The sequence below is a fragment of the Shewanella sp. 10N.286.51.B7 genome, assembly GCF_002873615.1.
GTDB lineage: Bacteria > Pseudomonadota > Gammaproteobacteria > Enterobacterales > Shewanellaceae > Shewanella > Shewanella electrodiphila.
In genome coordinates this window covers 24,506-47,454 of the sequence record NZ_MCUF01000022.1, presented here as the reverse complement: position 1 = coordinate 47,454, position 22,949 = coordinate 24,506, and the positions used below count along the sequence as shown (strand labels likewise).

The 22,949-nt window shown below is 41.7% G+C and carries 18 protein-coding genes; 11 read left to right on the top strand and 7 right to left on the bottom strand.

What is annotated here, in order from left to right:
* The first annotated feature begins 156 nt into the window (after window positions 1-156).
* The 4 genes from BCU84_RS05025 (at window position 157) to BCU84_RS05010 (ending at window position 6,191) form a co-directional block, all read left to right on the top strand.
* Entirely contained in the window at window positions 157-1,599 is a 1,443-nt protein-coding gene (locus tag BCU84_RS05025; RefSeq protein ID WP_102527004.1) for a sigma 54-interacting transcriptional regulator, read from the top strand.
* 190 nt (window positions 1,600-1,789) lie between these two features.
* Window positions 1,790-3,295, top strand: coding sequence for a cytochrome c oxidase accessory protein CcoG (ccoG, locus tag BCU84_RS05020; protein ID WP_102527003.1), 1,506 nt, complete (start codon window positions 1,790-1,792; stop codon window positions 3,293-3,295).
* Between the two features lie 210 nt (window positions 3,296-3,505).
* Window positions 3,506-4,342 carry a formate/nitrite transporter family protein gene (locus BCU84_RS05015; RefSeq protein WP_102527002.1) on the top strand — a complete coding sequence of 279 codons (837 nt, stop codon included), beginning with the start codon at window positions 3,506-3,508 and terminating at the stop codon, window positions 4,340-4,342.
* 70 nt (window positions 4,343-4,412) lie between these two features.
* The gene (locus tag BCU84_RS05010; protein ID WP_102527001.1) at window positions 4,413-6,191 is read left to right on the top strand and encodes a bifunctional protein-serine/threonine kinase/phosphatase; all 1,779 of its coding nucleotides are present in this window, start codon (window positions 4,413-4,415) and stop codon (window positions 6,189-6,191) included.
* 93 nt (window positions 6,192-6,284) lie between these two features.
* On the opposite strand, the gene cynS is transcribed toward BCU84_RS05010, so the two are convergent.
* Together cynS and BCU84_RS05000 are read right to left on the bottom strand one after the other, a co-directional pair.
* Complete coding sequence (cynS, locus tag BCU84_RS05005; protein WP_102527000.1) at window positions 6,285-6,725, bottom strand: cyanase; 441 nt, start codon at window positions 6,723-6,725, stop codon at window positions 6,285-6,287.
* A gap of 278 nt (window positions 6,726-7,003) precedes the next feature.
* Window positions 7,004-7,522 carry a malate synthase gene (locus tag BCU84_RS05000; protein ID WP_102526999.1) on the bottom strand — a complete coding sequence of 173 codons (519 nt, stop codon included), beginning with the start codon at window positions 7,520-7,522 and terminating at the stop codon, window positions 7,004-7,006.
* A 198-nt stretch (window positions 7,523-7,720) separates the two neighbouring features.
* On the opposite strand from BCU84_RS05000, the gene BCU84_RS04995 reads away from it, so the two are divergent.
* Window positions 7,721-9,244 (top strand): DUF3612 domain-containing protein, encoded by a 1,524-nt coding sequence (locus BCU84_RS04995; RefSeq protein ID WP_102526998.1) that lies wholly within the window; start codon window positions 7,721-7,723, stop codon window positions 9,242-9,244.
* Between the two features lie 54 nt (window positions 9,245-9,298).
* On the opposite strand, the gene BCU84_RS04990 is transcribed toward BCU84_RS04995, so the two are convergent.
* Both BCU84_RS04990 and BCU84_RS04985 read right to left on the bottom strand, forming a co-directional pair.
* Window positions 9,299-9,937 (bottom strand): gamma-glutamyl-gamma-aminobutyrate hydrolase family protein, encoded by a 639-nt coding sequence (locus tag BCU84_RS04990; RefSeq protein WP_102526997.1) that lies wholly within the window; start codon window positions 9,935-9,937, stop codon window positions 9,299-9,301.
* 25 nt (window positions 9,938-9,962) lie between these two features.
* The gene (locus BCU84_RS04985) at window positions 9,963-10,739 is read right to left on the bottom strand and encodes a hypothetical protein (protein ID WP_102526996.1); all 777 of its coding nucleotides are present in this window, start codon (window positions 10,737-10,739) and stop codon (window positions 9,963-9,965) included.
* 478 nt (window positions 10,740-11,217) lie between these two features.
* On the opposite strand from BCU84_RS04985, the gene BCU84_RS04980 reads away from it, so the two are divergent.
* A complete protein-coding gene (locus tag BCU84_RS04980; RefSeq protein ID WP_102526995.1) occupies window positions 11,218-13,125 on the top strand; it encodes a S9 family peptidase in 1,908 nt (635 codons plus the stop codon).
* A gap of 475 nt (window positions 13,126-13,600) precedes the next feature.
* The gene (locus tag BCU84_RS04975; protein WP_102526994.1) at window positions 13,601-15,553 is read left to right on the top strand and encodes a BCCT family transporter; all 1,953 of its coding nucleotides are present in this window, start codon (window positions 13,601-13,603) and stop codon (window positions 15,551-15,553) included.
* 121 nt (window positions 15,554-15,674) lie between these two features.
* Here BCU84_RS04975 and gorA read toward each other — a convergent pair whose 3' ends face one another.
* The 3 genes from gorA to BCU84_RS04960 all read right to left on the bottom strand — a co-directional run bounded on the left by gorA (window position 15,675) and on the right by BCU84_RS04960 (window position 18,661).
* Window positions 15,675-17,030, bottom strand: a complete 1,356-nt coding sequence (gorA, locus tag BCU84_RS04970; RefSeq protein WP_102526993.1) for a glutathione-disulfide reductase — start codon at window positions 17,028-17,030, stop codon at window positions 15,675-15,677.
* Window positions 17,031-17,301: 271 nt separating this feature from the next.
* Window positions 17,302-17,814 carry a hypothetical protein gene (locus BCU84_RS04965; RefSeq protein WP_102526992.1) on the bottom strand — a complete coding sequence of 171 codons (513 nt, stop codon included), beginning with the start codon at window positions 17,812-17,814 and terminating at the stop codon, window positions 17,302-17,304.
* Window positions 17,815-17,935: 121 nt separating this feature from the next.
* Window positions 17,936-18,661: a hypothetical protein gene (locus BCU84_RS04960; protein ID WP_102526991.1), complete on the bottom strand. Its 726-nt coding sequence runs from the start codon at window positions 18,659-18,661 to the stop codon at window positions 17,936-17,938.
* A gap of 322 nt (window positions 18,662-18,983) precedes the next feature.
* On the opposite strand from BCU84_RS04960, the gene prlC reads away from it, so the two are divergent.
* The 4 genes from prlC (at window position 18,984) to BCU84_RS04940 (ending at window position 22,936) form a co-directional block, all read left to right on the top strand.
* On the top strand, window positions 18,984-21,038 hold the full coding sequence (prlC, locus tag BCU84_RS04955) for an oligopeptidase A (protein WP_102526990.1): 2,055 nt from the start codon (window positions 18,984-18,986) through the stop codon (window positions 21,036-21,038).
* A gap of 250 nt (window positions 21,039-21,288) precedes the next feature.
* Window positions 21,289-21,972, top strand: a complete 684-nt coding sequence (locus tag BCU84_RS04950; RefSeq protein WP_102526989.1) for a flagellar brake protein — start codon at window positions 21,289-21,291, stop codon at window positions 21,970-21,972.
* A 179-nt stretch (window positions 21,973-22,151) separates the two neighbouring features.
* Window positions 22,152-22,727 (top strand): DUF2975 domain-containing protein, encoded by a 576-nt coding sequence (locus BCU84_RS04945; RefSeq protein ID WP_102526988.1) that lies wholly within the window; start codon window positions 22,152-22,154, stop codon window positions 22,725-22,727.
* Window positions 22,727-22,936: a helix-turn-helix transcriptional regulator gene (locus BCU84_RS04940; protein WP_102526987.1), complete on the top strand. Its 210-nt coding sequence runs from the start codon at window positions 22,727-22,729 to the stop codon at window positions 22,934-22,936. Before BCU84_RS04945 ends, BCU84_RS04940 begins: the two co-directional genes overlap by 1 nt.
* The last annotated feature ends 13 nt before the right edge of the window (window positions 22,937-22,949 follow it).

Genomic DNA, 22,949 nt, shown 5'->3' with positions numbered 1-22,949 from the left:
AATTCGAAAGACATTGAACGATAACAGAAGATGAAAAACCATCAGCTAGAATAACTTTTGTCGTGTTGCGGCGCTTGAGTGATATTTTAGTCGCGAAATATCGTGACTTGATTATAATAACCGCACTAATGATGAGTTTTACAGATGGTATTAGAGATGACAACGTCAGCAAACTTAGCTACTCCCCACTTTTTGCCTGAGAACACTTTATTGCTAAATGCGATAACCGAAGGTGTTTACGGCTTTGATCTCAATGGTAATGCCGTATTTATTAACCCTGCAGCGGAGCAAATGACAGGCTGGGAAAGTGCTGAATTAATTGGCAGAAATATTCATGACTGTCATCACCATAGTCACGCTGATGGTAGCCCTTATCCTCAGCATGATTGCCCCATTTACCGAACCTTGCACGATGGTGTTGCTCGTCAGGTATCGGAGGATGTTTTTTGGCGTAAAGATGGCACTAGCTTTCCCGTTTATTATAGTTCTACCCCTGTTTATGATAACGGTGTGTTGATTGGAGTCATCGCGATATTTCGAGATGTCAGTATACAAAAACATACCGAAGACTCACTGCGCGAGGCATTAGCACAGGTGCAGGCACTGTCGGAGCGACTCGCCTCTGAAAATCAATATTTACTTACTGAGCTTCAAGGAAAGCAAGGTGCGATGGGGTTATCTGGTAACAGCCAAGCAATTAGCCATTTAACTCAGCAAATCAACCTAGTGGCTAATACCGACAGTACCGTGTTGATTTGCGGCGAGAATGGCACTGGTAAAGAGCTGGTGGCACGAAGCCTTCATCAATTAAGTCATCGAAAAGATCATCCTTTAGTAAGCGTGAACTGTGCGGCCTTTTCTGCATCGATATTAGAAAGTGAACTGTTTGGTCATGAAAAAGGCGCCTTTACTGGTGCAGTTAGCAGACGCAAGGGGCGATTTGAGTTGGCCCATAATGGCACCTTATTTTTAGATGAAATTGCCGAATTAAGCCTTGAAGCCCAATCAAAGCTATTGCGAGTAATTCAAGAGCAGGCCTTTGAGCGAGTCGGCAGCAGCGAAACGATTAAGGTCAACATTCGACTAATCGCCGCGACTCATCACGATTTGCAAGCACGAGTGGAGCAAGGCTTGTTTAGAATGGATTTGTACTATCGACTCAATGTGTTTCCTATTATCGTGCCGCCCTTACGACAACGTCGTGAAGATTTACCTGCATTAGTCAGCGACTTAGTCGCTTCTTTAAGTCAGAAATTAGGCAAGAAAATCACCAAAGTGAGTGCCCAAGGTTTAAAGAAACTTCAGCAATATGCTTGGCCTGGCAATGTACGTGAACTGCAAAATCTAATTGAGCGCGAAATCATTCTGACGCAAACTCAAATGCTTGATTTTAAGAGCTTATCGCTTAATTCTGCTCAACAAGCTGATTTATCGACTAGTCAATCCCTCACTATGGCGCAAGCTGAAGCTGCACATATTGTCAAAACGCTTGAGGCTACTCAATGGCGAATTTCTGGGGCTCATGGCGCAGCTGCCATGCTTGATATGCCGCCAAGTACCTTACGTTCAAGAATGAAGAAGTTATCCATTAGCCGCTAGATGATTTGGTTAAACAGAAAGATAAGTTCGATTGAGTCACGGTATATCGCCAATTGGTGATATGTCGTGACTTGTTAAGTAGCAGATATTATTTATAGTGATTAAAATCAGGTGGTTATGTTTTTATTGTGATTGGCGCAGGTTTTGCTATTTAGCGTACAGCTAATAAGAGAAAACTAGGAACCACACAATGTCAGATCCAGTATCGTCAGAGCCAGTATCAAGTCGGTTACCCACTTCTTCCACCCTGCGTATTCCCGTTGTTAATGTTAGCGCTTCAGGCAAAATTCATGTGCGGGAACAGCAAGGCGTGTTTCAAAAGATCCGTCAGCACACTAATACTTTGCTAATAGCCATATTTTTCATTATCCCTTTCCTCAATTTCAACGGGCGTCAGGCTATTTTGCTTGATGTGACCGAGCAGCAGTTTTTCTTTTTCAATATTACCTTGTGGCCGCAAGATTTCACTGTGTTGGCCTGGGTGTTCATGGCTGCGGCATTCGCGCTGTTTTTTGTCACTGTGTATTGGGGCCGAGTTTGGTGCGGTTTTTTATGTCCGCAAACTGCCTGGACAGCTATGTTTATGTGGGTTGAAGCGAAAATTGAAGGTAATCATCATCACCGTACAGCATTAGATAATGCGCCGTTATCTGCATCTAAAGTGGGCAAAAGGTTGTCAAAGCATACTGCTTGGGCATTCATTGCATTAGTGACAGGTTGTGGTTTTATGGGGTACTTCATGCCTGCACGCGACTTGTATATTGATATTTTCACTTTTAGCAGCGGTTTTTGGACCGGAGTCTGGGTGTGGTTTTTTGCACTCTGTACTTACTTAAATGCGGGTTGGATGCGAGAGATGATGTGCTTGCATTGCTGTCCTTATTCACGATTTCAGGCGGTGATGTTCGACTCGAACACTAAAACGGTCAGTTATGACGCGGCTCGAGGTGAAAATCGTGGTCCTCGTAAGCGCAATAAAAGAGGAACAGACATCGACAAAGTCGTTAAACCTGAAAGTTTAGGTGACTGCGTTGATTGTCATTTGTGTGTCGATGTTTGTCCAACTGGTATTGATATCCGTAATGGACTGCAATATGAGTGCATTAATTGTGGTGCCTGCGTTGATGCCTGTAACCAAACGATGGAAAAGTTTGGGTATCAGCCAAACCTTATTAGCTTTACCAGCGAAAATGCCCTTGATAAAGGCCAGAAACCGTCTATCTGGTCAGTCAAAGCGCTGGGCTATGCGAGTGCGCTATTAGTGATGTTGGTGCTCATTGTGATGGATTTGAATAGTCGCACTGATATTCAATTAAATGTAATTCGTGATCGCCAAAGTCTGTATCGCGTGATCAATAGTCAGTCGGATAATGAAGTGATAGAGAATAGTTATTTACTGAAAATACGTAATAAAACTCAGCAAGCGGCTTTTTATAATATCAGTATTGCTTATGACAACGTGTCTGCTTATGAATTTGAGATTGAAACCGAAACCTTGGTATTGATTAAGGCGGCTGAACAGTTGGAATATCCAGTAACGGTCACCAGTGTAATGAGAGATAATCTTGGCATGACAGCAGGTAATGCACGTGATGAACTCACTTTCTTGATCACTGAAGTGAATTCAGCGGCTGAAATTGACTCTCAAAAACCCTTAAATCAAGTGTCTCAAGAATCGCGGTTTTTTAGGCCTTAATAGATAAAAAAGAACAATAAATACAAGATACAGCGGGAAAATTTTAACGTTCCATTTTAGGGCGAGCTGAACAAATAACGAACTATTATAGTGCTTTAGATAAATAACTTATAGCATCACAATATGTTAACAACTTGTTTCTTTTGGTTTTTTAATAATGGCATAGAACTGGCAAAACATGATCAGAATTAAGTCTAGGAGTGTGTAGCTATGTCGTATATTGAACCAAAAGAGTTCGCCGTAAAAATGGTCGATTCAGGTGAGCAGAAAATCTTCATGTCAACCAAGGACACTTTAGTCCGTGCCTTTATGGCGGGGGCTATTTTAGGTCTGGCGGCATTTTTTGCCATAACCGTGATAGTTAAGACAGGCAGCTTACTTACGGGATCAATTTTGTTCCCTGTAGGTTTTATTATGCTGTATTTAATGAAGTTTGATCTATTGACTGGGGTATTCACTCTGGTGCCATTAGCAGTGTTAGATAAACGAAATGGTTGTACTGTCGACCAAATGCTGCGTAATTGGGGTTTAGTGTTTGTGGGTAACTTTGCCGGCGCCCTTACTGTGGCCTTTTTTGCATCGTTCATTTTGACTTATGGATATAACACCGATGGTGGTGTGTTGGCTGCGAAAGTCAGTAGTATTGGTGAGTCACGAACCTTAGGTTATCAGGAACATGGCTTTGCTGGATGGATGACCATTTTCATCCGTGGCATGTTATGTAACTGGATGGTATCTATGGGGGTTGTTGGTGCAATGATTTCAACTTCAGCCAGTGGCAAAATGATGGCGATGTGGATGCCGGTGATGTTGTTCTTCTTTATGGGGTTTGAACACTCAATTGTGAACATGTTCCTGTTCCCATTCTCGATGATCATGGGGGGGGACTTCACTGTAATGGATTACCTTGTTTGGAATGAAATCCCTACCGCGCTTGGTAATTTAGTTGGTGGATTTGTGTTAGTTGGTTTACCGCTTTATCTTACTCATGTAAAAGAAAGCCCAGCACGTAAGCGTGAACAAGCACGCCGCGAAAAGCTTGCATAAGCTTTTGATGATTAATGCTCTGTGCCATTAAGCAGGTTTAGCTTACGGTAGCAGAGCATTTTTATTTTCTATGTCTAAAACACTCAAACTGACCATTGGCCAACATAGCGTTAGCGGGGTTAAACCTGTTAACCAAGATTGCTGTGGCAGCCGACAGCCGAAAAGCCCACAGCTTAATAGTAAAGGTGCCGTGGTCGCAATTGCCGATGGTATTAGTAGCAGTGACGTCAGTGATATTGCTAGCGAAACCGCGATTAGTAACTTTCTTAATGATTACTATGCAACCTCTGACGCTTGGTCGGTTAAAACCTCCGCACATAAAGTCTTACAAGCCTTAAATCATTGGTTGTTTGCTCAAGGCCAACAAGGTCTGCACCGCCATGATGCGAATAAAGGTTATGTCTGCACCTTCAGCGCATTAGTGTTTAAATCTAATACCGCGCATTTATTTCACTGTGGCGATTCACGTATTTATCAATTAAGTGGTCAGTCATTAGAGCAATTGACTAAGGATCATCGCCGTTATGTTGGTGATACAAGTTACCTGAGCCAAGCATTAGGTATTAGTCCATTGTTAAGCTGTGATTATCATGCTCATCCGGTTAAACAGGGCGACATTTTTGTGCTCACGACAGACGGAGTACATGAGTTTTTATCTGCTAAAGTCATTGCTGATGCGATTATTCAAGAGGTCGAACGAGGACAGAAAAGGGCTAGTGCAGTTACAACTCTTGTTGATAAAAAAGCTATTGATGCAAAAGGTGCTGATTTTGATCGAGTTGCGCAAGACTTGGTGGCGCAAGCGTTGGCTGCTGGGGGGGATGATAATCTGACAATCCAAATTGTCAGCGTTGATGGGTTGCCCAGCCATGAGGTGAATGAGTTTAAACAATTGTTGACTCAACTGCCTTTACCGCCCGCTTTGCATAGCGAACAAGAGTTCGAAGGCTTTACCATTCAGCGTGAATTGTATGTTAGCAGTCGCAGTCGAGTTTACCTTGCTCAGGATAAAGCATCAGCCCAGCGGGTGGTCATTAAGGTTCCTTCTGATGAAATGCGCCACAATGAAGGTCATTTAGAAACCTTGTTAATGGAAGATTGGGTGGCACAAAGAGTATCTAACACTCACTTATTAAAATCATTCGTATCAACATCGCCTAAACAATACCTTTATACAGTAACTGAGTATGTTGAAGGCTGTACTTTGGCCCAGTGGATCCATGACCACGCACAACCTGACTTAGACACAGTGAGAAATCTGGTTATTCAAATAGCCCGAGGCTTACAAGCTTTGCACCGACAAGAAATGGTTCATCAAGACTTACGTCCTGAAAATATTATGATAGATACTGCTGGTGTGATTAAAATTATCGACTTTGGCGCGGCGGCAGTGGCTGGAATCATTGAAACCCAAGGGCTTGATGATCACATGCTGGGCACGGCGCAATACAGTGGTCCAGAGTACTTTGTTGGGGAATTAGGGGATAATCGCAGTGATATTTTCTCACTGGCGGTGATTACCTATCAGATGCTCACTGGTTATTTACCCTATGACGCGAATGTTGCTAAGGCGACAACATTAAAAGCGCAACAAAGTTTGCGATATATTCCAGCCCGAAGTCGAAATGCTGCCGTGCCTCACTGGGTTGATTATGCACTTGAAAAAGCCCTGGCAGTGGATCCCGCAAAGCGCACCGCAGAAGTATCTGAGTTTATTTATAACCTCAAATACCCACACCCTAAAGCGACTCGAGAGAGCGTGCCTTTTATTGATAAAGACCCGATTTTATTTTGGCAGCGGTTATCTTTGTTGTTAGGGCTAGGATTAGTCATTGCTTTGCTGAATTAAGCTGAATATGACTTAATATAAATAGCTAACCCCAAGATTTCAAAGTTAATAGTATTTACTCAACCGCTCAGCTTAATTCATTTTTAACGATAATTACCAAGCTTTATAAGGCAAAAACTTACCATTCATGGTGATCACCACTCTGTCGCCCTTCGGATCTGTTTGCTTTTCAACATCCATAGAGAAATCAATGGCGCTCATAATGCCATCGCCAAACTGTTCTTGGATGACTTCTTTAAGTGTTTCACCGTAAACACCAACCACTTCATATAAACGATACACTAGCGGATCTTGTGGTACATCACGTTGCCATTTTTTGGTGGGATAGGCCTTAAGTGCAGCTTGTGATCCTGCAGGAAGCTCCAGTAACTGGCACAGTTTTTCTGCCACTTTCTCTGGCATGCTGTTCATCCCTAAACAAGCTGATGTGACCCAAACACAGCCCATTCCTAATTCATCAGCAATATTTTGCCAACTTAATTGACGTGCATGTTTTGCTAATACAATGGCTTCAACGACTTGTTCTTTATTCATTTTATATTCCTATAGGGATGATAAACACAGATAAGACGTCGCAAGAGTTAGACCATGATTGAATCTATTTAAAATCAGTGGCTTACTGTTTTAAAATGTAGGGTCGCGTCTGTTTTAGTGCAAGAGCAGCAAATTATTGGTGCGATATTATTGGTGTGATAAATGATGAGGAGCTCTAAGAAGGGTGGCGGTAGAATTGTTGATAACAAAAAGGCTGACAATTATGTCAGCCTTAATAACAGTGTTTACTAACGCTAACTAACGCTAACTAACGCTAACTAACGCTGATGCATAGCGTAATCGGTACCGTCTTTAGCGGTAAATACTTTGCAATTTCCTTCTGTCGGTAAACAGCGAGAGTGCAGCATGCTTACCCATTGCTTGTAAGGTGTTGGTAGGTTTTTAATTGGCAATGCAACTTGTATATCTTCAATGTGTGCAGGGTCGTTCGCACCTAGTTCGCCATTTCGATCAAAACTTACTTCAACATGGGTATCGTTATTTTTTAGTACGATAGAAGTTGGATCACTTTTATGACCGGTTAGCGCAACAAATTGACAAGGATTTTGTAATCCACATTGGCTACCATCTTTCATAAACGCTAAAAGATGCGTGTAGTAAATAACATAGCTACTGACATCGGCATGTGAGCCTTCTGTTAGTGGAAAATTGTCATCTAAAAATACTTTCGCATTGTTAATCTTATCTGCGTTAGTACTGGTCGCCACAAATTGTTCTTCAATGAAGTTGTTAAGGTTGTGAGCGGCTGTGTTGGTGTGCATTGTTGTCATAGTCATAACCTTATCCTCTTCGCTTGGGTCATTACACTGACTGGTTGTTTAACTCAGCTCAGTGTTACTTCTATTTATTTCTGATTCATGTTGTAAGTTCAGTAAGCAAATCTTAAAAACTGTTTCCCGATTGCTTAATTTGTAGTCTAGAGTATTTTTCACTACAATTTCACAATAAAAATTTTACACTGTGAATTTTACAAAATGCGTAATGATCAAAGCTTAATGAGAAAGTCACATTTTCTTGGCACCAAGATTAGAAATCTACGTAAACGAAATCACCTGACGATGGAAGATTTATCGGCCAGGTGTATTCGTGTCGATTCCAGTTCTGCGCCTTCGGTATCGTATCTGTCGATGATAGAGCGAGGTAAACGAGTGCCCAGTGCTGGGATGTTGGCTGTGATTGCGACAGTGTTTCAAAAAGAGGTGGAATGGTTCTTAGATGACATGCCTGAAGAGCAATCCATTACGCCAGAAAAAGGTCGCCGTGGTGGTATAAGTGGCATGCCACTTGAGCCCAGCTTCTTATTTTCAAATGATATTCTACAGATTGCGATCCCTGAAATGTTGTCACAAACCGGCACATCAGGAAGGCAATTTGCGCAGTTACTTATTCGTGCTCATCAAGAGCATCATCAAAACCACTTTCCTGATCTTGAACGCGCCGCAGAAGATATCGGCAAGAAACAAATGCCATTAAGCGCCGATGAAATGCTCAGTACAGCTAAAAGTATGGGGCTAAAAATTAAGTGGATTGATGAAATTCCTACTGAAGTCTTGGATGAAACAGGGGCGAGTTCTGCGCGGCTGACGACATCATTTTTTGAACCGCCAGCGACAATTTTTATTAATAAAGCCCTAAAATCTAATGCGCCAAGATTGAAATATGACCTAGCAGTGCATATTGGTCATTGTGTTTTACACAATAAAGATGGCTTAAAAAGTGTCATGACTTCAGGGCGACGTATTGAGGCTGATGACGATGCCACCATGCAATCAAATACCCTAAATGCGCAAGATATTTTGCACGCTTGGCGTGATTTTGAATCTAGCTTTTTTGCAGGAGCATTGTTGTGCCCTAAGGTGCCATTTAGACAGCTACTTGACCGCCACGGTTACGAGATTGATATCCATAAACAATTGCAAGTTTCGGCTTCTGTGGCGATGAGACGGATGACGGTGGTTTCGCCTTATCCGCATTGGCATTACTTTGATGCTTATGCGCCAGGAAAGCTTAAGGCCGTTTATCGTGGCAATGGTATTCCACTGCCTTGGGGTAACATGCGCATTGTTGAAGACCCTTGTCATCACTGGGCTGTGTTTAGAAAAATCAATGAGCCTTCAACAGGCACATCAGCGCAAATATCGATTTTGAATGTGGGTAATGAACCGCGAATTTATTGTTGTGAATCGATAAAAGTAGATGATTCCGCAGGTAACCCACATGTGTTGTGTGCTGGGATTGATCTGAACCCTGCCATTGAAGCACAAGGTAAAGATGCGGTTAAAATTACCGAAGATTTAAAGCAAGCCTGTGTTGAAAATGGTGGCTTAGTGGCGATTCCAAAAGCCATTAAAGCGGATCTCACTAGTGTGGCTAAAATACTCAATATTAATTGGATTGAACGTGGTATCGAAAATGATGCTAGGGTGATTTGTTCACGTGGTGCAGTGTGTCCACGTCAGCCAAGCTGCTATGCCAGTGGCAAAGCGCAGTGTGAATAAAACCCTTTGCTGTGTTATGTGAATAAGCCCTATGCAGAGCATAGGGCTTACCAGTTAAGTAAACATACGATTAAGCAAATTATTAAGCCAAGTATCGAGCTGTAGTTGGGCTGATAACATTTGCCCATCATTGTTATTGAATGGACAGTCATCGCCAAAAGCGAGTTGTAGCTGCACGATTTGTGCTGTATCCCACTCAGGGTGAAATTGCACACCCACTTGCCGCTGATGATGGAACATTTGCTGCGACCAAAGGGAAGAACTTGCCGTAATTGTTACTGCAGCATCTGTGAAATTAAACCCTTGATAATGCCATTGAGGCACCTGCATCAATTGGTTATTATCAAAAATCACTCGCTGCCAGCCTAACTCTGGCTTTTTCAAAGGGCTTAAGCTTGCGCCCAATGTTGAAGCTAATAACTGGGCCCCTAAACAAATTCCTAAAATAGGCATGTTACGCTGAACAGCTTGGTTGATAAGTGCCAGCTCTGCTCGCATCCAACTGGGACAATCGACCACATCCATTGGCCCACCTAATATGATTAATCCATCTATTTCATCTAATCTAGGTAAGCAGTTATTCGGCGCCATGAAGTGCACCAAAGTGTGCCCCTCAATGCTGGCCCAATCAGCAATTCTCCCAGCACCTTCGGCTGGGTGATGTTGGATTATTGCTATGGTTAAATTTGACATATGCTTTCCCTAATCGTCATTTCCACTACTGCAATTCACCTGTTTCAAGGTAAATCTCAATCAGCTGTTCAGGCGAAATGGACAAGTGCTCAGCAAATTCAACCTTTGATGCGTGCAATGAATTTGATAATTCTAGGGTTATCGGAGCCGTGAATGGCCCAGCTTGTTTTTCAGTTGTAAGTTGCTCAGTAAGTGCAGAATTCACTTGATAAGTCATTGGTCGGTCTGGGTTTAATACCCGTAAAAGGTGGTCGGCTTCAGGCCTGTTTTCAAGTAATTTAATTAAAAACTGATTCTGGCTTTGGTTAGAGGCTGCAATCATTAAGTATTGAGCAATGTTGGTCTTCTCTTGGGCGGTTTGCATACTGAGCTCAGTAAAGATGATCACTTTATCAATAATAATCTTCTGCGATGAGAAACGTGATGTTCCACCCCGCTCAAAATGTCCCTCTACAACCTCTATTTGTAAATGGGTGAGAGGGTTATCGCTGTCGGGATGTAAGCGCATTAAGTCAAAGGGCTTAGGGACAATCGTCCAAAGTTGTTCAGACTGCGTTGATTGTTGCGCTAGCTGCTGTTTGACCGCTTTGTCGGTTGCGGCATCACTAAAGTGAAACTGCATGACCATTTGTACATTATGAGGTTGATGATACATGGGCAAATGCGATGCAAACAAGCCATCATCGCCACCGAATAAGGTCATGCCGTGCAAACCAAAATGGCTGTCATCTGCATGGGAGGTGGGAGAAATAAACTGGCTGATGACGATAAAACATACTGCGAGAAATCTGAGGTTGTACATTGTCGGCTCCTATCTGGAAAATAAATCAGATGGGGCCGTCCCCGGATGAATATCTACTGGCATACATCCCTTATGTGGAAGGTATAAGTAAATTGAGGTCGTCCTCAAATACCATTTTACTACAAACTAATAACAATTCGTAGCCATGAAAATGGCTAGAACATTTGACTACTTATTAAACTAATTTTGGTCTAAGCATCTGTATTGTAGGCTATTGGTTCTAAATCTTAATAGTGCTGTTGAATCTTGAAAGTAAAGGCTGCAATATTCGCCATGATATATAGCTTATATCAGTAGTTTGCTGCCCAAGGAATAGGGGTTATTTATACATTTCATGATTAATTCCACTTTATATTCCTTCTTCGGCATCCCTTTATTGCCAAGCTATTAGTTTAGTAAAAATAAATTAGATTAAGCTCAATTAAGCCAAATTTTAAGGATAAAACTATCTCGAGAAGGTAGATTTCAAGGAGCAACCATGAAGTACATCAAGTTGATGGTATGGGGATTGTCATTGTGCATTTCACATTCTATTGTCGCCGCCACAGTGGAAGATTATTCTCGCCACAGTGATTATTACAATGTCAAAGTTTCACCTGATGGTAAACACTTAGCTGTACTAGTGAATGATGAAGGTAAAAGAAAACTGGCCTTTTTACGCACTGATAGTTTTGAACTCGTTTTTGCACTCAATTCTAATGGTAAAGATCAGCCTGCAGATTTTTATTGGGTCAATAATGAGCGCGTGATTGTGCAAGTTGTTCAGAGCCGAGGAAGATTAGAACAACCGATTAATGTGGGTGAGATTTTTGCGGTTAACTACGATGGCACTAAACGCAAAATGATTTTTGGTTATCGTGCACAATCAGGCAACTATCAAGGTTTTTTACTTGATAAGCTGGAAGGTGAAAAAAAGTATGTACTAATTAGCAAGCAAGCATTGAGTCGAGATGGGGATGTTTTACCAGAAGTGGTTAGGCTTAATGTTTATACAGGGAAGGAGCGTCGAGTTAAACGCGCACCGATTTCTTATAGCCAGTTTTTAGTCGATAACGATGGTGTGCCAAGATTTGTGGTTGGTGCTGATAAGAATGCTAAGACTAAAATTTTCTATCGTGAAGGAAAAGGTGAAGATTGGCAGTCATTCGAGCAGCAAATTGATGGTGAGTTTACGCCGTTAGCATTCACCAGTGATAACCAGTCGGTTTATGCATTAAAAACTGATCCTGAAAAACCGAAAGGTTTATATCGTTATGACTTAAAAACCAACGAAGAAACCTTTTTATACCGCAGTGAGATTGCCGATCCAACATATGCGATTAAATCTGATTTAAATGAAGTGTATGGCTTGAGGTTAGATGAAGATTACTCAAGCTACATTTTTATTAAACCTGATACCCAGGAAGCTAAATTACATAAAGCATTAGTGCAAGCCTTTAATGGCGACAGCGTGGAAATCACCAGTAAAACTCAAGACGGAAAGCAAATGGTGGTGCATGTTTCCAGCGATCGTAATCCTGGTTCGTTTTATTTATTCGATACAGAAACTATGAATGCACGCTTTTTATTAGCCAGCCAATCTTGGATTAAAAAAGAGCAGCAAGCGCAAACAGAGCCATTCCGTATTAAAACGCCTGACGGACTAGTACTTAATGGCTATTTAACACTACCGATAGGCAAAAAAGAAAACTTACCTACAGTGGTGTTACCTCATGGTGGCCCTCATGTTAGAGACTATTGGATGTATGATCCTCAAGCGCAGATGCTCGCAAACGGAGGCTATGCAGTCGTCAAAGTCAATTTTAGGGGGTCTGAAGGTTACGGCAAAAGCTTTATGGAAGCGGGTTACGGCCAATGGGGAACTGGGATACAGGACGATATTACTTTAGCGCTGAACTATGCCATTCAAGCAGGGGTAACAGATAAAGAGCGGGTTTGTATTTTTGGTGCAAGTTTTGGTGGTTACAGTGCCTTGCAAAGCGCAATCCGCCAGCCTGACATGTACCAATGTGCCATTGGTTACGTTGGGGTTTATGATTTACCTATGCTTTACAACGAAGGTGATATCGAAACGGCAAAATGGGGTGAGGCTTATTTAGATAAAACGTTAGGAACAAATGTTGTTGAGCAAAAGGCTCAGTCTCCGGTTTATAATCTTGATAAGTTAAAAGCGCCAGTATTAATTATTCATGGCGAAGATGATCAACGAGCTCATTTTGAACATGCTTTAGTGTTAAAAGATGCCTTAGACAAAAAAAATCACCCTTATGAGTGGTTAGTGAAAGATAAAGAAGGCCATGGTTTCTATAATGAAGATAATATTTTAGAAGCCAATAAAGCCATTTTGGCCTTTTTAGATAAGTATATTGGCGCTAATACCCAATAGCGATAAATAATTAAATCAGCTTAGTTTGATAAACCGTTTAAATTCATTTCACCTGAATTTAAACGGTTTTTTTATGTTTTAACCATTTACTATTAAATTATTCTTTTACTGGATTTGGCGGTAGTTCGACGTTTTAAACAGTAAACGTATGCAGAGATACAAGCTATTTATCGCCTGCAAATCGAGTGGTGAACTTTTTGTTTTTTATATTGGCGAATACAGATGAGAACTCGCTCACATATCGGTTAAGTTTGTAACAAAATTTTGTCGACAGTTTACTAAATTAACATTATTTTAGCGTGCCTGTATTGCCGTTAATGTCATAAGCATTAGACAACCTGGCGTTTTAACAACGGTTCACGCACAGTATTCCAACTCTTCAAAAATTAAACCAACCTGGCTGTCTCGCAGCATGGGGAAGCACGTGTGGTGTGGACTCTCTCAAATGAGTTTTTAATTGTTTCGGACAATGAAAATGAACAAACACTTCGAGCTTATCGATAAACCGACCTTTTTTGGTGCGTTAATATTACTTTTTTCAGTTGTGATCCCCTTGATGATATTCCCTGTAGAGGGAGCAGAATGGATTGCAGTGGCTAAAACCTTCATGACGGATAAGTTAGGCTTTGCTTACCTTGCTCTGGGGTTAGCGGCATTTTTCTTTATGATCTATATCGTTTTTTCTGATATTGGTCAGATTAAACTAGGCGATCCAGATGAATCGCCAGAATTTGGTTTAGCCTCTTGGGCTGCAATGCTTTTTTGCGGTGGCATTGGTGCCAGTATTTTATTTTGGGGCACCATTGAATGGGCTTATTACTATCAAAACCCACCTTTTCAATTAGAGCCAGGTAGCGAAGAAGCTATTCGTTGGGCTGCCACCTATGGTCTATTTCATTGGGGACCGATTGCTTGGTGTATCTATATGATCCCAGCAATCCCAATTGCCTACTTTTTCTATGTTCGCAAACAGCCGGTGTTGAAAGTCTCTGCTGCGTTAATGCCAGTGATTGGCGAAGCCCACAGTTTTGGTAAAGTGGGAAAGTTTATCGATATTCTGTTTATCTTTGGTCTGTTAGGAGGTGCGGCAACGACACTTGGTTTAGCTGCGCCATTGATCAATGAAGGTATTAGTTACTTATTTGGCATCCCTACTACGACAGGTAGCCAAATTGGTGTGTTGATGCTGTGTACTGCTATTTTTGCCTATTCAGCTTATATGGGCATGGATAAAGGGATTAAAATTCTTAGTAATATTAATTTCTGGGGTGCATTAGGGTTATTACTATTTGTGCTGGTGTGTGGTCCAACCATTTTCATGCTAGAAACTGGCTTAGACTCCATTGGTCGAATGCTATCAAACTTCTTTGTGATGGCCACGTGGGCAGAGCCTTTTGGCGGCCTAGGGACATTTGAAAATACTCACTTCCCACAGGATTGGACTATTTTTTACTGGGCTTGGTGGTTGGTTTTTGCACCTAGTATGGGGCTGTTTGTTGCGCGAATTTCTCGTGGAAGAACCATTAAACAGATGATTTCTGGTGCGGTGTTCTTTGGTTCGCTTGGTTGCTCAATGTACTTCATTATTCTGGGTAACTATGGTTTATCATTGCAGTTATCTGGTCAATTGGATGTGGTGTCAATCCTCAATACTGAAGGGGCTACCCGAGCAATTTTTGCTATTTTAGAGCAATTGCCTTTTAGTACGCTGGTTATAACGGTGTTTACTCTACTGTGTATCATTTTCACTGCCACTACATTTGACTCTATTTCCTATATTTTGGCGTCTGTCGTGCAAACCAACGTAACCGACGATCCTCTACGCTGGAACCGACTTTTCTGGGCTTTTACGTTATCCCTCATGCCTTCAGCATTGATGTTTATGGGCGGTTTAGCCACGTTACAAACTGCTGCCATTGTTGGTGGTTTACCCTTGCTAGTGATTGCAGTCATGCTGATGATTTCTGGTGTTAAAGCGGCTTCGTTAGATTTGAGTCATCAAGATGACTATGTTGACCCTGTGATTAATATTTCTGATCTGCCTGATGTTGATCCATGGAGCAAAGAAGGCCAAGCTTTGGCTCGTTTTGAACTCTTACGGGACAATGCTATTGAAGCGGCCAACTCAGAGCGTGAAGCTAATGAAGCCATTTGGATGTTGAAAAAACAATTACGAAAAGAGGCATTATCTCGCGGTGAATCTAGTGTCGATTTAGGAGATGCACCAGATGATATTATTGCTAACTTGCAGCAGCTTAATGTAGATGCTTTAAAAGCAAAAGAGGCAAAACTTGCAGCATCTGAACTTGCACAGCAGGCTCGTGTCGCCTTTGATGTTTTGATGAGAGAAAAGGAAGAACAGGAGCTGTTACTTGAACAAGAAGAAGTAAAACTTGCGATTCAAGCAAGACTAAACTCGCAAAGCTAATTAGGATTAATTTGCTGAAATTAAGCCACAAAAAAGCCGCTATTAAGCGGCTTTTTTATTCAAGATGAAGAATGAGGTTGAAGTGCTATCGCACTCATTATCTCAATATTTATCTCAATCTTTATCGCATGGTAACAAATTCTTCAGCGCCGGTCGGGTGAATCGCGACAACAGCATCAAAGTCAGCTTTTGTTGCACCCATCTTCATCGCAACACCAAAGCCTTGGAGGATTTCATCCATGCCAAAACCAATACCATGAATACCGACAACCACTTCATTTTCGCCAGCACAGATTAACTTCATTTTACAGGCTTCACGATGAGCGGTAATTGCGGTGTACATAGAGGTGAATCCAGATGTGTACACTTTAATGTTATCTTCGCCGAACTGTTCAGCCGCTTCTGGTTCAGTTAAGCCCATAGTGCCAATTGGTGGGTGACTGAATACGACAGTTGGAATGACACTGTAATCCATTTTAGCGTTTGGCATATTGCCAAATAAACGCTCAGACAGTAGACGCCCAGCTTTAACCGCAACAGGGGTCAGCTCTACGCCGCCTTCCATAATGTCGCCAACACAGTAAATGCCTTTTGCTGTGGTATTTTGCTGCTCATCAGTGACAACATAACCTTTAGCGTTAAGCTTAACGTCGGTGTTTTCTAAGCCGATATTACCCGTTGAAGGTGAGCGACCAATTGCCCAAATCAGCGTATCGACAGTGATGCTTTCACCGTTTTCAAGCTCAAGAGTTAAGCTGTCGTCTGCATTTTTCACTACTGCTTTTGGAATGCTGTGAGTGTGCAGCGTTGGGCCATTGATTTCCATGGCTTCAACTAAAGTGTCAGTTAAAATTGGGTCAAAATTACGAAGTGGAGCATGCTTACGGACTAACAAATGGGTTTCGCTGCCTAGGGCATGCAATACACCAGCAAGCTCTACAGCAATGTAACCAGCACCAACTACAGCGACACGTTTAGGTTGTTCGCGTAGCGCGAAGAAACCGTCAGAGTCGATACCGTACTCTGCGCCTAGAATATTTGGAATCGTTGGCGCGCCGCCTGTGGCAATAAGAATATGATCGGCAGTGTAATGCTCGCCATCGACTTCAATAGTATTGCTATTGACGAATTTACCGTAACCGTTCAGTAGAGTGACGTTGTTACTTGCAAAGCCACGGCCGTACGCATCATGGATGCGGCTGATATAAGCTTCACGGTTATCGACTAAGGTATTCCAGTTAAAGTTATTAACGGTGACGTCAAAACCATAATCTTTAGCAAATAAATGCATTGCTTCGGCTACATGAGCGCCATACCACATGACTTTTTTCGGTACACAGCCCACGTTTACGCAAGTGCCGCCAACGTGCTTAGCTTCAATAACCAATACTTTTGCGCCACGCATAGCCGCGCGATTACCAGAAGCGATACCACCACTACCTGCACCTAGGCAGATATAGTCAAAATGTTGAGCCATGTTAACCCTCTCTATTTATTACTTCTGCCAAGCTATCAATTAATTACAGCCTGACTTTAATAAGTGTTTATTTGAGTTTGAATGATTTAATTGCAGCCATTGTAGGGTGGAATGCAATCACAAGCTAGTTTCAAAGACCGTAAAGTCGGGGAATTTATTGCAGCGAATTGCTGACACTCAGTTTAAGACAGAGTCACAATACAGATACAAACAATCATGACTTTGCAGTGAGTAAGACTGCAAAGCTCTGTGTTAAATGATGAGTTGATCATTAGCGGCGGTACTGACATTCAGCTTGTTGCCCTTGTGAAGGACCTTCGCCTTCACAATCCATGCATTGCCATTCTGTCTCACGATGTGACAATTCAGTTTGCAGGTATGCCGCCTGATCATGGTGTTTGAGTTGATTCGATAACTGCTTTATGCGGTTGCCAAGCCAGCGGCAACTCGGGTCATTAGCAGTTTTTCCTGAGCTGGCGCTCAGTTTTGTTGGCTCAGGTTTACCTGTTATTTGGGGCTTATTATAAGGGGCAATGGATTCATCTCGGAGCATATCTGTGGATGAAAAGTTTAGCGAGCCTTGTTCTGGTGGCAGCGAGATAGGCTGACCTTGATGGTCGAGCACCATGCCCATGGGGATTGGCTTTGGGGGCGTTGAACTTGTTTTGGTTTGCGTTCCTGTTTGCGTTTTAGCTTTAGTGAGTGTTGATAAGTCACTGGCTTGAGTGGCTGAGCTGAAAAAAGCACAGATAATGAGGCACAAGTATCCTTTTGAATATGTCATAAGCATTCCTTTGCTTGGTGAGTTTACGCCTTGTTTGCAATGTAAAAACAAACAGGCTTAGCCCACTGAGCTTAGAAGGCGATGCGTATTAATGCCAGTTTGAGGGAGAGGGTGATGGAAGTTAAAAGCGCCAAGTTAAATGAATGCCAGCGTAACTTTCATCTAAACTACCGCTAAGGCCCTCAACTTTTGCTTGTTCTTTGATATCGTCCATAGCAATGGAGTGACTAAAGTGAGCACTGACGGCGATATTGCTTGAGAGTTCATAACTTGCTTCAACGCCCATTTGGAAATGGTTGGCACCATTGTGTTCTTCAGTCGCATATTGAAAATCAAAGCCCTGAGTAATATATGGGGTTACTGTGAACTGCTCTGTCAATTGCCAAGGGCTATGTAAGCTGACCTCGACAAAATATCCTCCAGCTTCTGTTGCATAGGTATACGCAACTGATGGGATCAACCAGTCGACACCGGTGTAGGCTATGACGGCAAAGACTTCATTGTCTGAGCTGCGTTCATCACCATAAAACTCTAAACGTTGGTAACCTATTACTGTCTCAATATCTTCATGTAGGTGTAAAGCGTACTCAAGACCAAAATTCCATTCGATGTAATGTTCAGAGTCACCCCTGACCATAGTGGCATAAGTGGTTAAATCACCAGATGTCACCGCCGCTCCAGCTTGATATATGCCACCACTGTCTAAATTATTTCTACCTTCTGACACATACTTAGAATCCCAGCCCGCATTAAAAGCAAACTCAAGATCTTCTGCTTTAGCATGGGAAGAGCAAAGAGCGGTAATCGTCATTATTGATAAGAACAAAGGGGTTATGTTTACTTTCATATCAGTAACGTTTCTCAATAGTGTCAGTAGATGAGTCAAGAATACATCAACTTAACGGGCTAAAAATGATAATGAGTTAGATTTGCGATCAGCTTGTCAATAATTGATATGTAAATTATGAGTAAATGAATATGAATGATACATCACATTTTTTAAGGTTATTTTCAGGTAGAAGAAAAATTAGCCATGTTTATGCCAATCAATGCCATTTAAACAGAGGGCTAATTCTTACTTCAATAAAGAGCTAGACTTGAATTCAATCACTTGAGCCCTTATTAATGTGTAACAGGCAATTATTACCCTATTTCCCGAGGAATCACCTATGAGCAACCCATTGCTAGATAATCCTTTGCTTAAACAAAGCGAACTGCCGCAGTTTTCAGCCATTAAAGCAGAGCATATTCAGCCAGCTGTTGAGCAAGCGATTGCCGATTGTCGTAGTAAAATTGAACAAGTATTGGCAAGTACTGACCAATACACTTGGGAAAACTTGATTGAGCCACTTGAAGAAGTCGATGACCGCTTAAGTAAAATTTGGTCTCCAGTTTCACATATGAATTCAGTGACAAGTACAGATGAATGGCGCGAAGCACACGATGCTTGCTTACCATTATTGTCTGAGTACGGCACGTTCGTTGGTCAACATGAAGGTTTATACCAAGCGTATAAATCGATTCAAGAATCTGCAGATTTTGAACAACTGACGACCCCGCAAAAAACCTTATTAACTCAAAGCTTACGTGACTTTGAATTGTCAGGCATTGGTTTGAATGATGAGCAAAAAGTACGTTATGGTGAGATTGTAAAACGCTTATCGGAATTAACTAGCAGCTTTTCAAACCAACTATTAGATGCGACAGAAGCATGGTCTAAATTGATCACTGATGAGGCAGCATTGGCTGGATTACCTGATTCAGCAATTGCTGCAGCAAAGGCAATGGCTGAGGATAAACAGCAGCAAGGTTGGTTATTCACGCTGGATTTCCCTTCCTATTTACCAGTAATGACTTACAGCGAAAACCGTGAGTTGCGTGAAGAGTGCTACCGTGCTTTCGTTACTCGCGCATCAGACCAAGGCCCGAATGCGGGTGAGTTTGATAACAGTGCCAATATGGATGAGATTTTGGCCTTACGCCATGAGCTTGCGCAATTGCTTGGGTTCGATAGCTACGCAGATAAGTCTTTGGCAACTAAAATGGCCAACAACCCAAGCCAAGTTTTATCATTCTTAAATGAATTAGCATTACGTTCAAAAGAGCAAGGAAAGGCAGAACTCGCTGAACTGAAAGCCTTTGCTAAAGAGCACTTTGATGTCACTGAAATGGCTTCATGGGATTTAAGTTTTTATGCTGAAAAATTACAGCAGCACAAATATGAAGTCTCTCAAGAATTACTGCGTCCATATTTTCCTGAAGACAAAGTCTTATCAGGTTTGTTTTATACCGTGTCACGCTTATTCGGCTTGAGCATTGAAGAACAAAAAGACGTGGATACTTGGCATAACGATGTACGCTTCTTCCAGATTTATGATGCTGACAAGGTTCACCGTGGTAGCTTCTATTTAGATTTGTACGCCCGCAGCGGCAAACGTGGCGGCGCATGGATGGATGATTGTCGAGGCCGTCGTGTAACAAGTTCTGGTCTTCAAAAACCCGTTGCTTACTTAACGTGTAACTTTAATGGTCCAGTCGATGGTAAACCCGCGTTGTTTACCCATGATGAAGTCACCACTTTATTCCATGAATTTGGTCATGGTATTCACCATATGTTGACGCAAATTGAAGTCGGCGGTGTTGCTGGCATTAACGGCGTACCTTGGGATGCCGTTGAGCTACCAAGTCAGTTTATGGAAAACTGGTGTTGGCAAGAAGAGGCACTGGCTGAAATTTCTGGTCACTTTGAAACCGGCGAACAGTTACCAAAAGCCTTGTTAGATAAGATGCTAGCAGCAAAGAATTTCCAGTCAGGCATGATGATGTTGCGCCAGCTTGAATTCTCACTGTTTGATTTCAGAATGCATCATGAGTTTGATGCTGAAAAGGGCGCTGATATTCAAGGCATTTTGGATGAAGTACGTAGCCAGGTTGCGGTGAATGTACCTCCTGAGTTCAATCGTTTCCAACATGGTTTTGCACACATTTTTGCTGGTGGATATGCCGCAGGCTATTACAGTTACAAGTGGGCAGAAGTGCTGTCAGCTGATGCATTTTCTCGTTTTGAGGATGAAGGTATTTTTAATCCTGAAACGGGTAAAAGCTTCTTGAATAACATCCTAGAAATGGGCGGCAGTGAAGAACCAATGACTTTATTTGTGCGCTTTATGGGTCGTGAGCCTAATACAGATGCATTATTGCGTCACTCTGGGATCAATGCCTAAGTTGCATTTACTCTTATTTTACGTGTAAGCCATTTATACGTATTAAGAAATGCTAAAAATGAAGAGGCGCCCTAGGGTGCCTTTTATTATTTTTATTTCATCGCAGCTAGTTGGGTTGCAAAATAAACTTATTTTATCGTGAAAGTTACATTACTATGATGGAAGCTACGATAAAAATTACGATAGAACTAATACTATCGAATAAATAATATCGAATAAATAATATCGAATAAATAATCGAATGATTTGAATGGACTCTATTTTGAACGAACAGCCATCACCAGAACAACAAATCTTTTTTAACCTATCGCCAGGGCGAACGGTTGATTTGCAGATTGATTTTCCTGTGAAATTTAGAACCAAAGCAACATTAGTAGGTTATGAGTTAGGAAAGTACATCATCTTAAAGCATCCCGCACCGCAGCAGATGAATAACTACAGCGATGTGTTTGTTGAAGGTAATGGCGTGGTGGTGCGCTACTTGTTAGAAGGTCAGCAGGGCGAGTGTTACGCATTCAAGTCAAACATCCGCAATATTACCAAATTACCTGAAAAGCTGATCTTCCTTTCATATCCGAAGCAAATTGAGAATCGGCAATTACGTACTCACCAACGATATGTCACTCATTTGCCCGCCGCGATTCAAGCGAAAGACGAAAATGATGCCAGTCGTGGCACTCAATTAAAGGGCATTATTTCGGATATTTCGCCTAAAGGCTGTGGCTTTGTTTTTAAAACAGATAACCCTAACCTAAAAGTGAGTCAGAAGGACATCATAGTGATGATCCGCAATCCAAATGACGAAGGAATTAGCATTCCTGCTAAAGTTTGTAATAGCCGATTTGAAGACGGCAAGGTCAATGTAGGGATTAAGTTTGAAGAGAATGACCAGCAGATTAAAACCTTACTAAATCAACTTTATATTGATTTGTAACCCCCAACATGAATACCATTTCAATGAAAAAGCGACTGATTTCAGTCGCTTTTGCCATCGTGCGATCACCTTTAGTAAACCTTTAGACTGAATTGATTATCGTTTATCGATAACTTATTGCTGTTATATAACCAATCCGCTAGTTTGGGTTTAAACATTAGTTAGCCCTAAAGTGAATCATGGATAGAATTAATCGCTTAAGTAAATGGATAAAAGGATTGTTGCTGTTGCTCTCATTGATGCAATTAGGCAGTTATATTGCTGTGATGTTTAGTGGCGAATATCGTGATGGTGAATACGCAATGAGTATTGACTGGTGGGGATATTTCAGTAGTTTCTTAAGTGTCAGTTTTGAGTCTTCATGGCAAGCACTCGCAGAGAATTTATACTCGGCAGGATTACATCCTGGCATCATATTAGGCAGCGTTGAAATATTGCCTTATTTATTCATTTACTATTTCTTGTTCCAACTGTTTAGCCTTTATCAGCAGGGGCAGGTATTCACTTCAGCTAATTTCCGCTGTTTAACTCGTATTGCTCAAGTCTTTTTAGTGTGGATTTTTGTCAGCCTTTTTTACCCCATGCTGGTGGCCTATTTCATTCATGTAACCGATCTCGCCGATGGGGTGCCAGGATATTTTACATTAGGCAGTCAAGAACTCGAATATGCGTTATTTGGACTGATTTTTTACTGTATCGGTTGGGTAATGAAGCAAGCTGTAGAGTTGCAAGCAGAAGCGGAATTAACCATTTAATGGCCATCATTATTGAACTAGATGTCATGTTGGCAAAACGGAAAATGAAGTCAACGCAGTTGGCTGAACTTGTAGGTATTACCCCGCAAAATTTATCGGTATTACGCAGTGGCCGCGCTAAGGCTATTCGCTTTTCAACGCTGGACGCAATTTGTCATCACTTACAATGTTCGCCCGGCGATATTTTGGTGTATCAGGACGAAACGTAAGCATGTTTTTTTA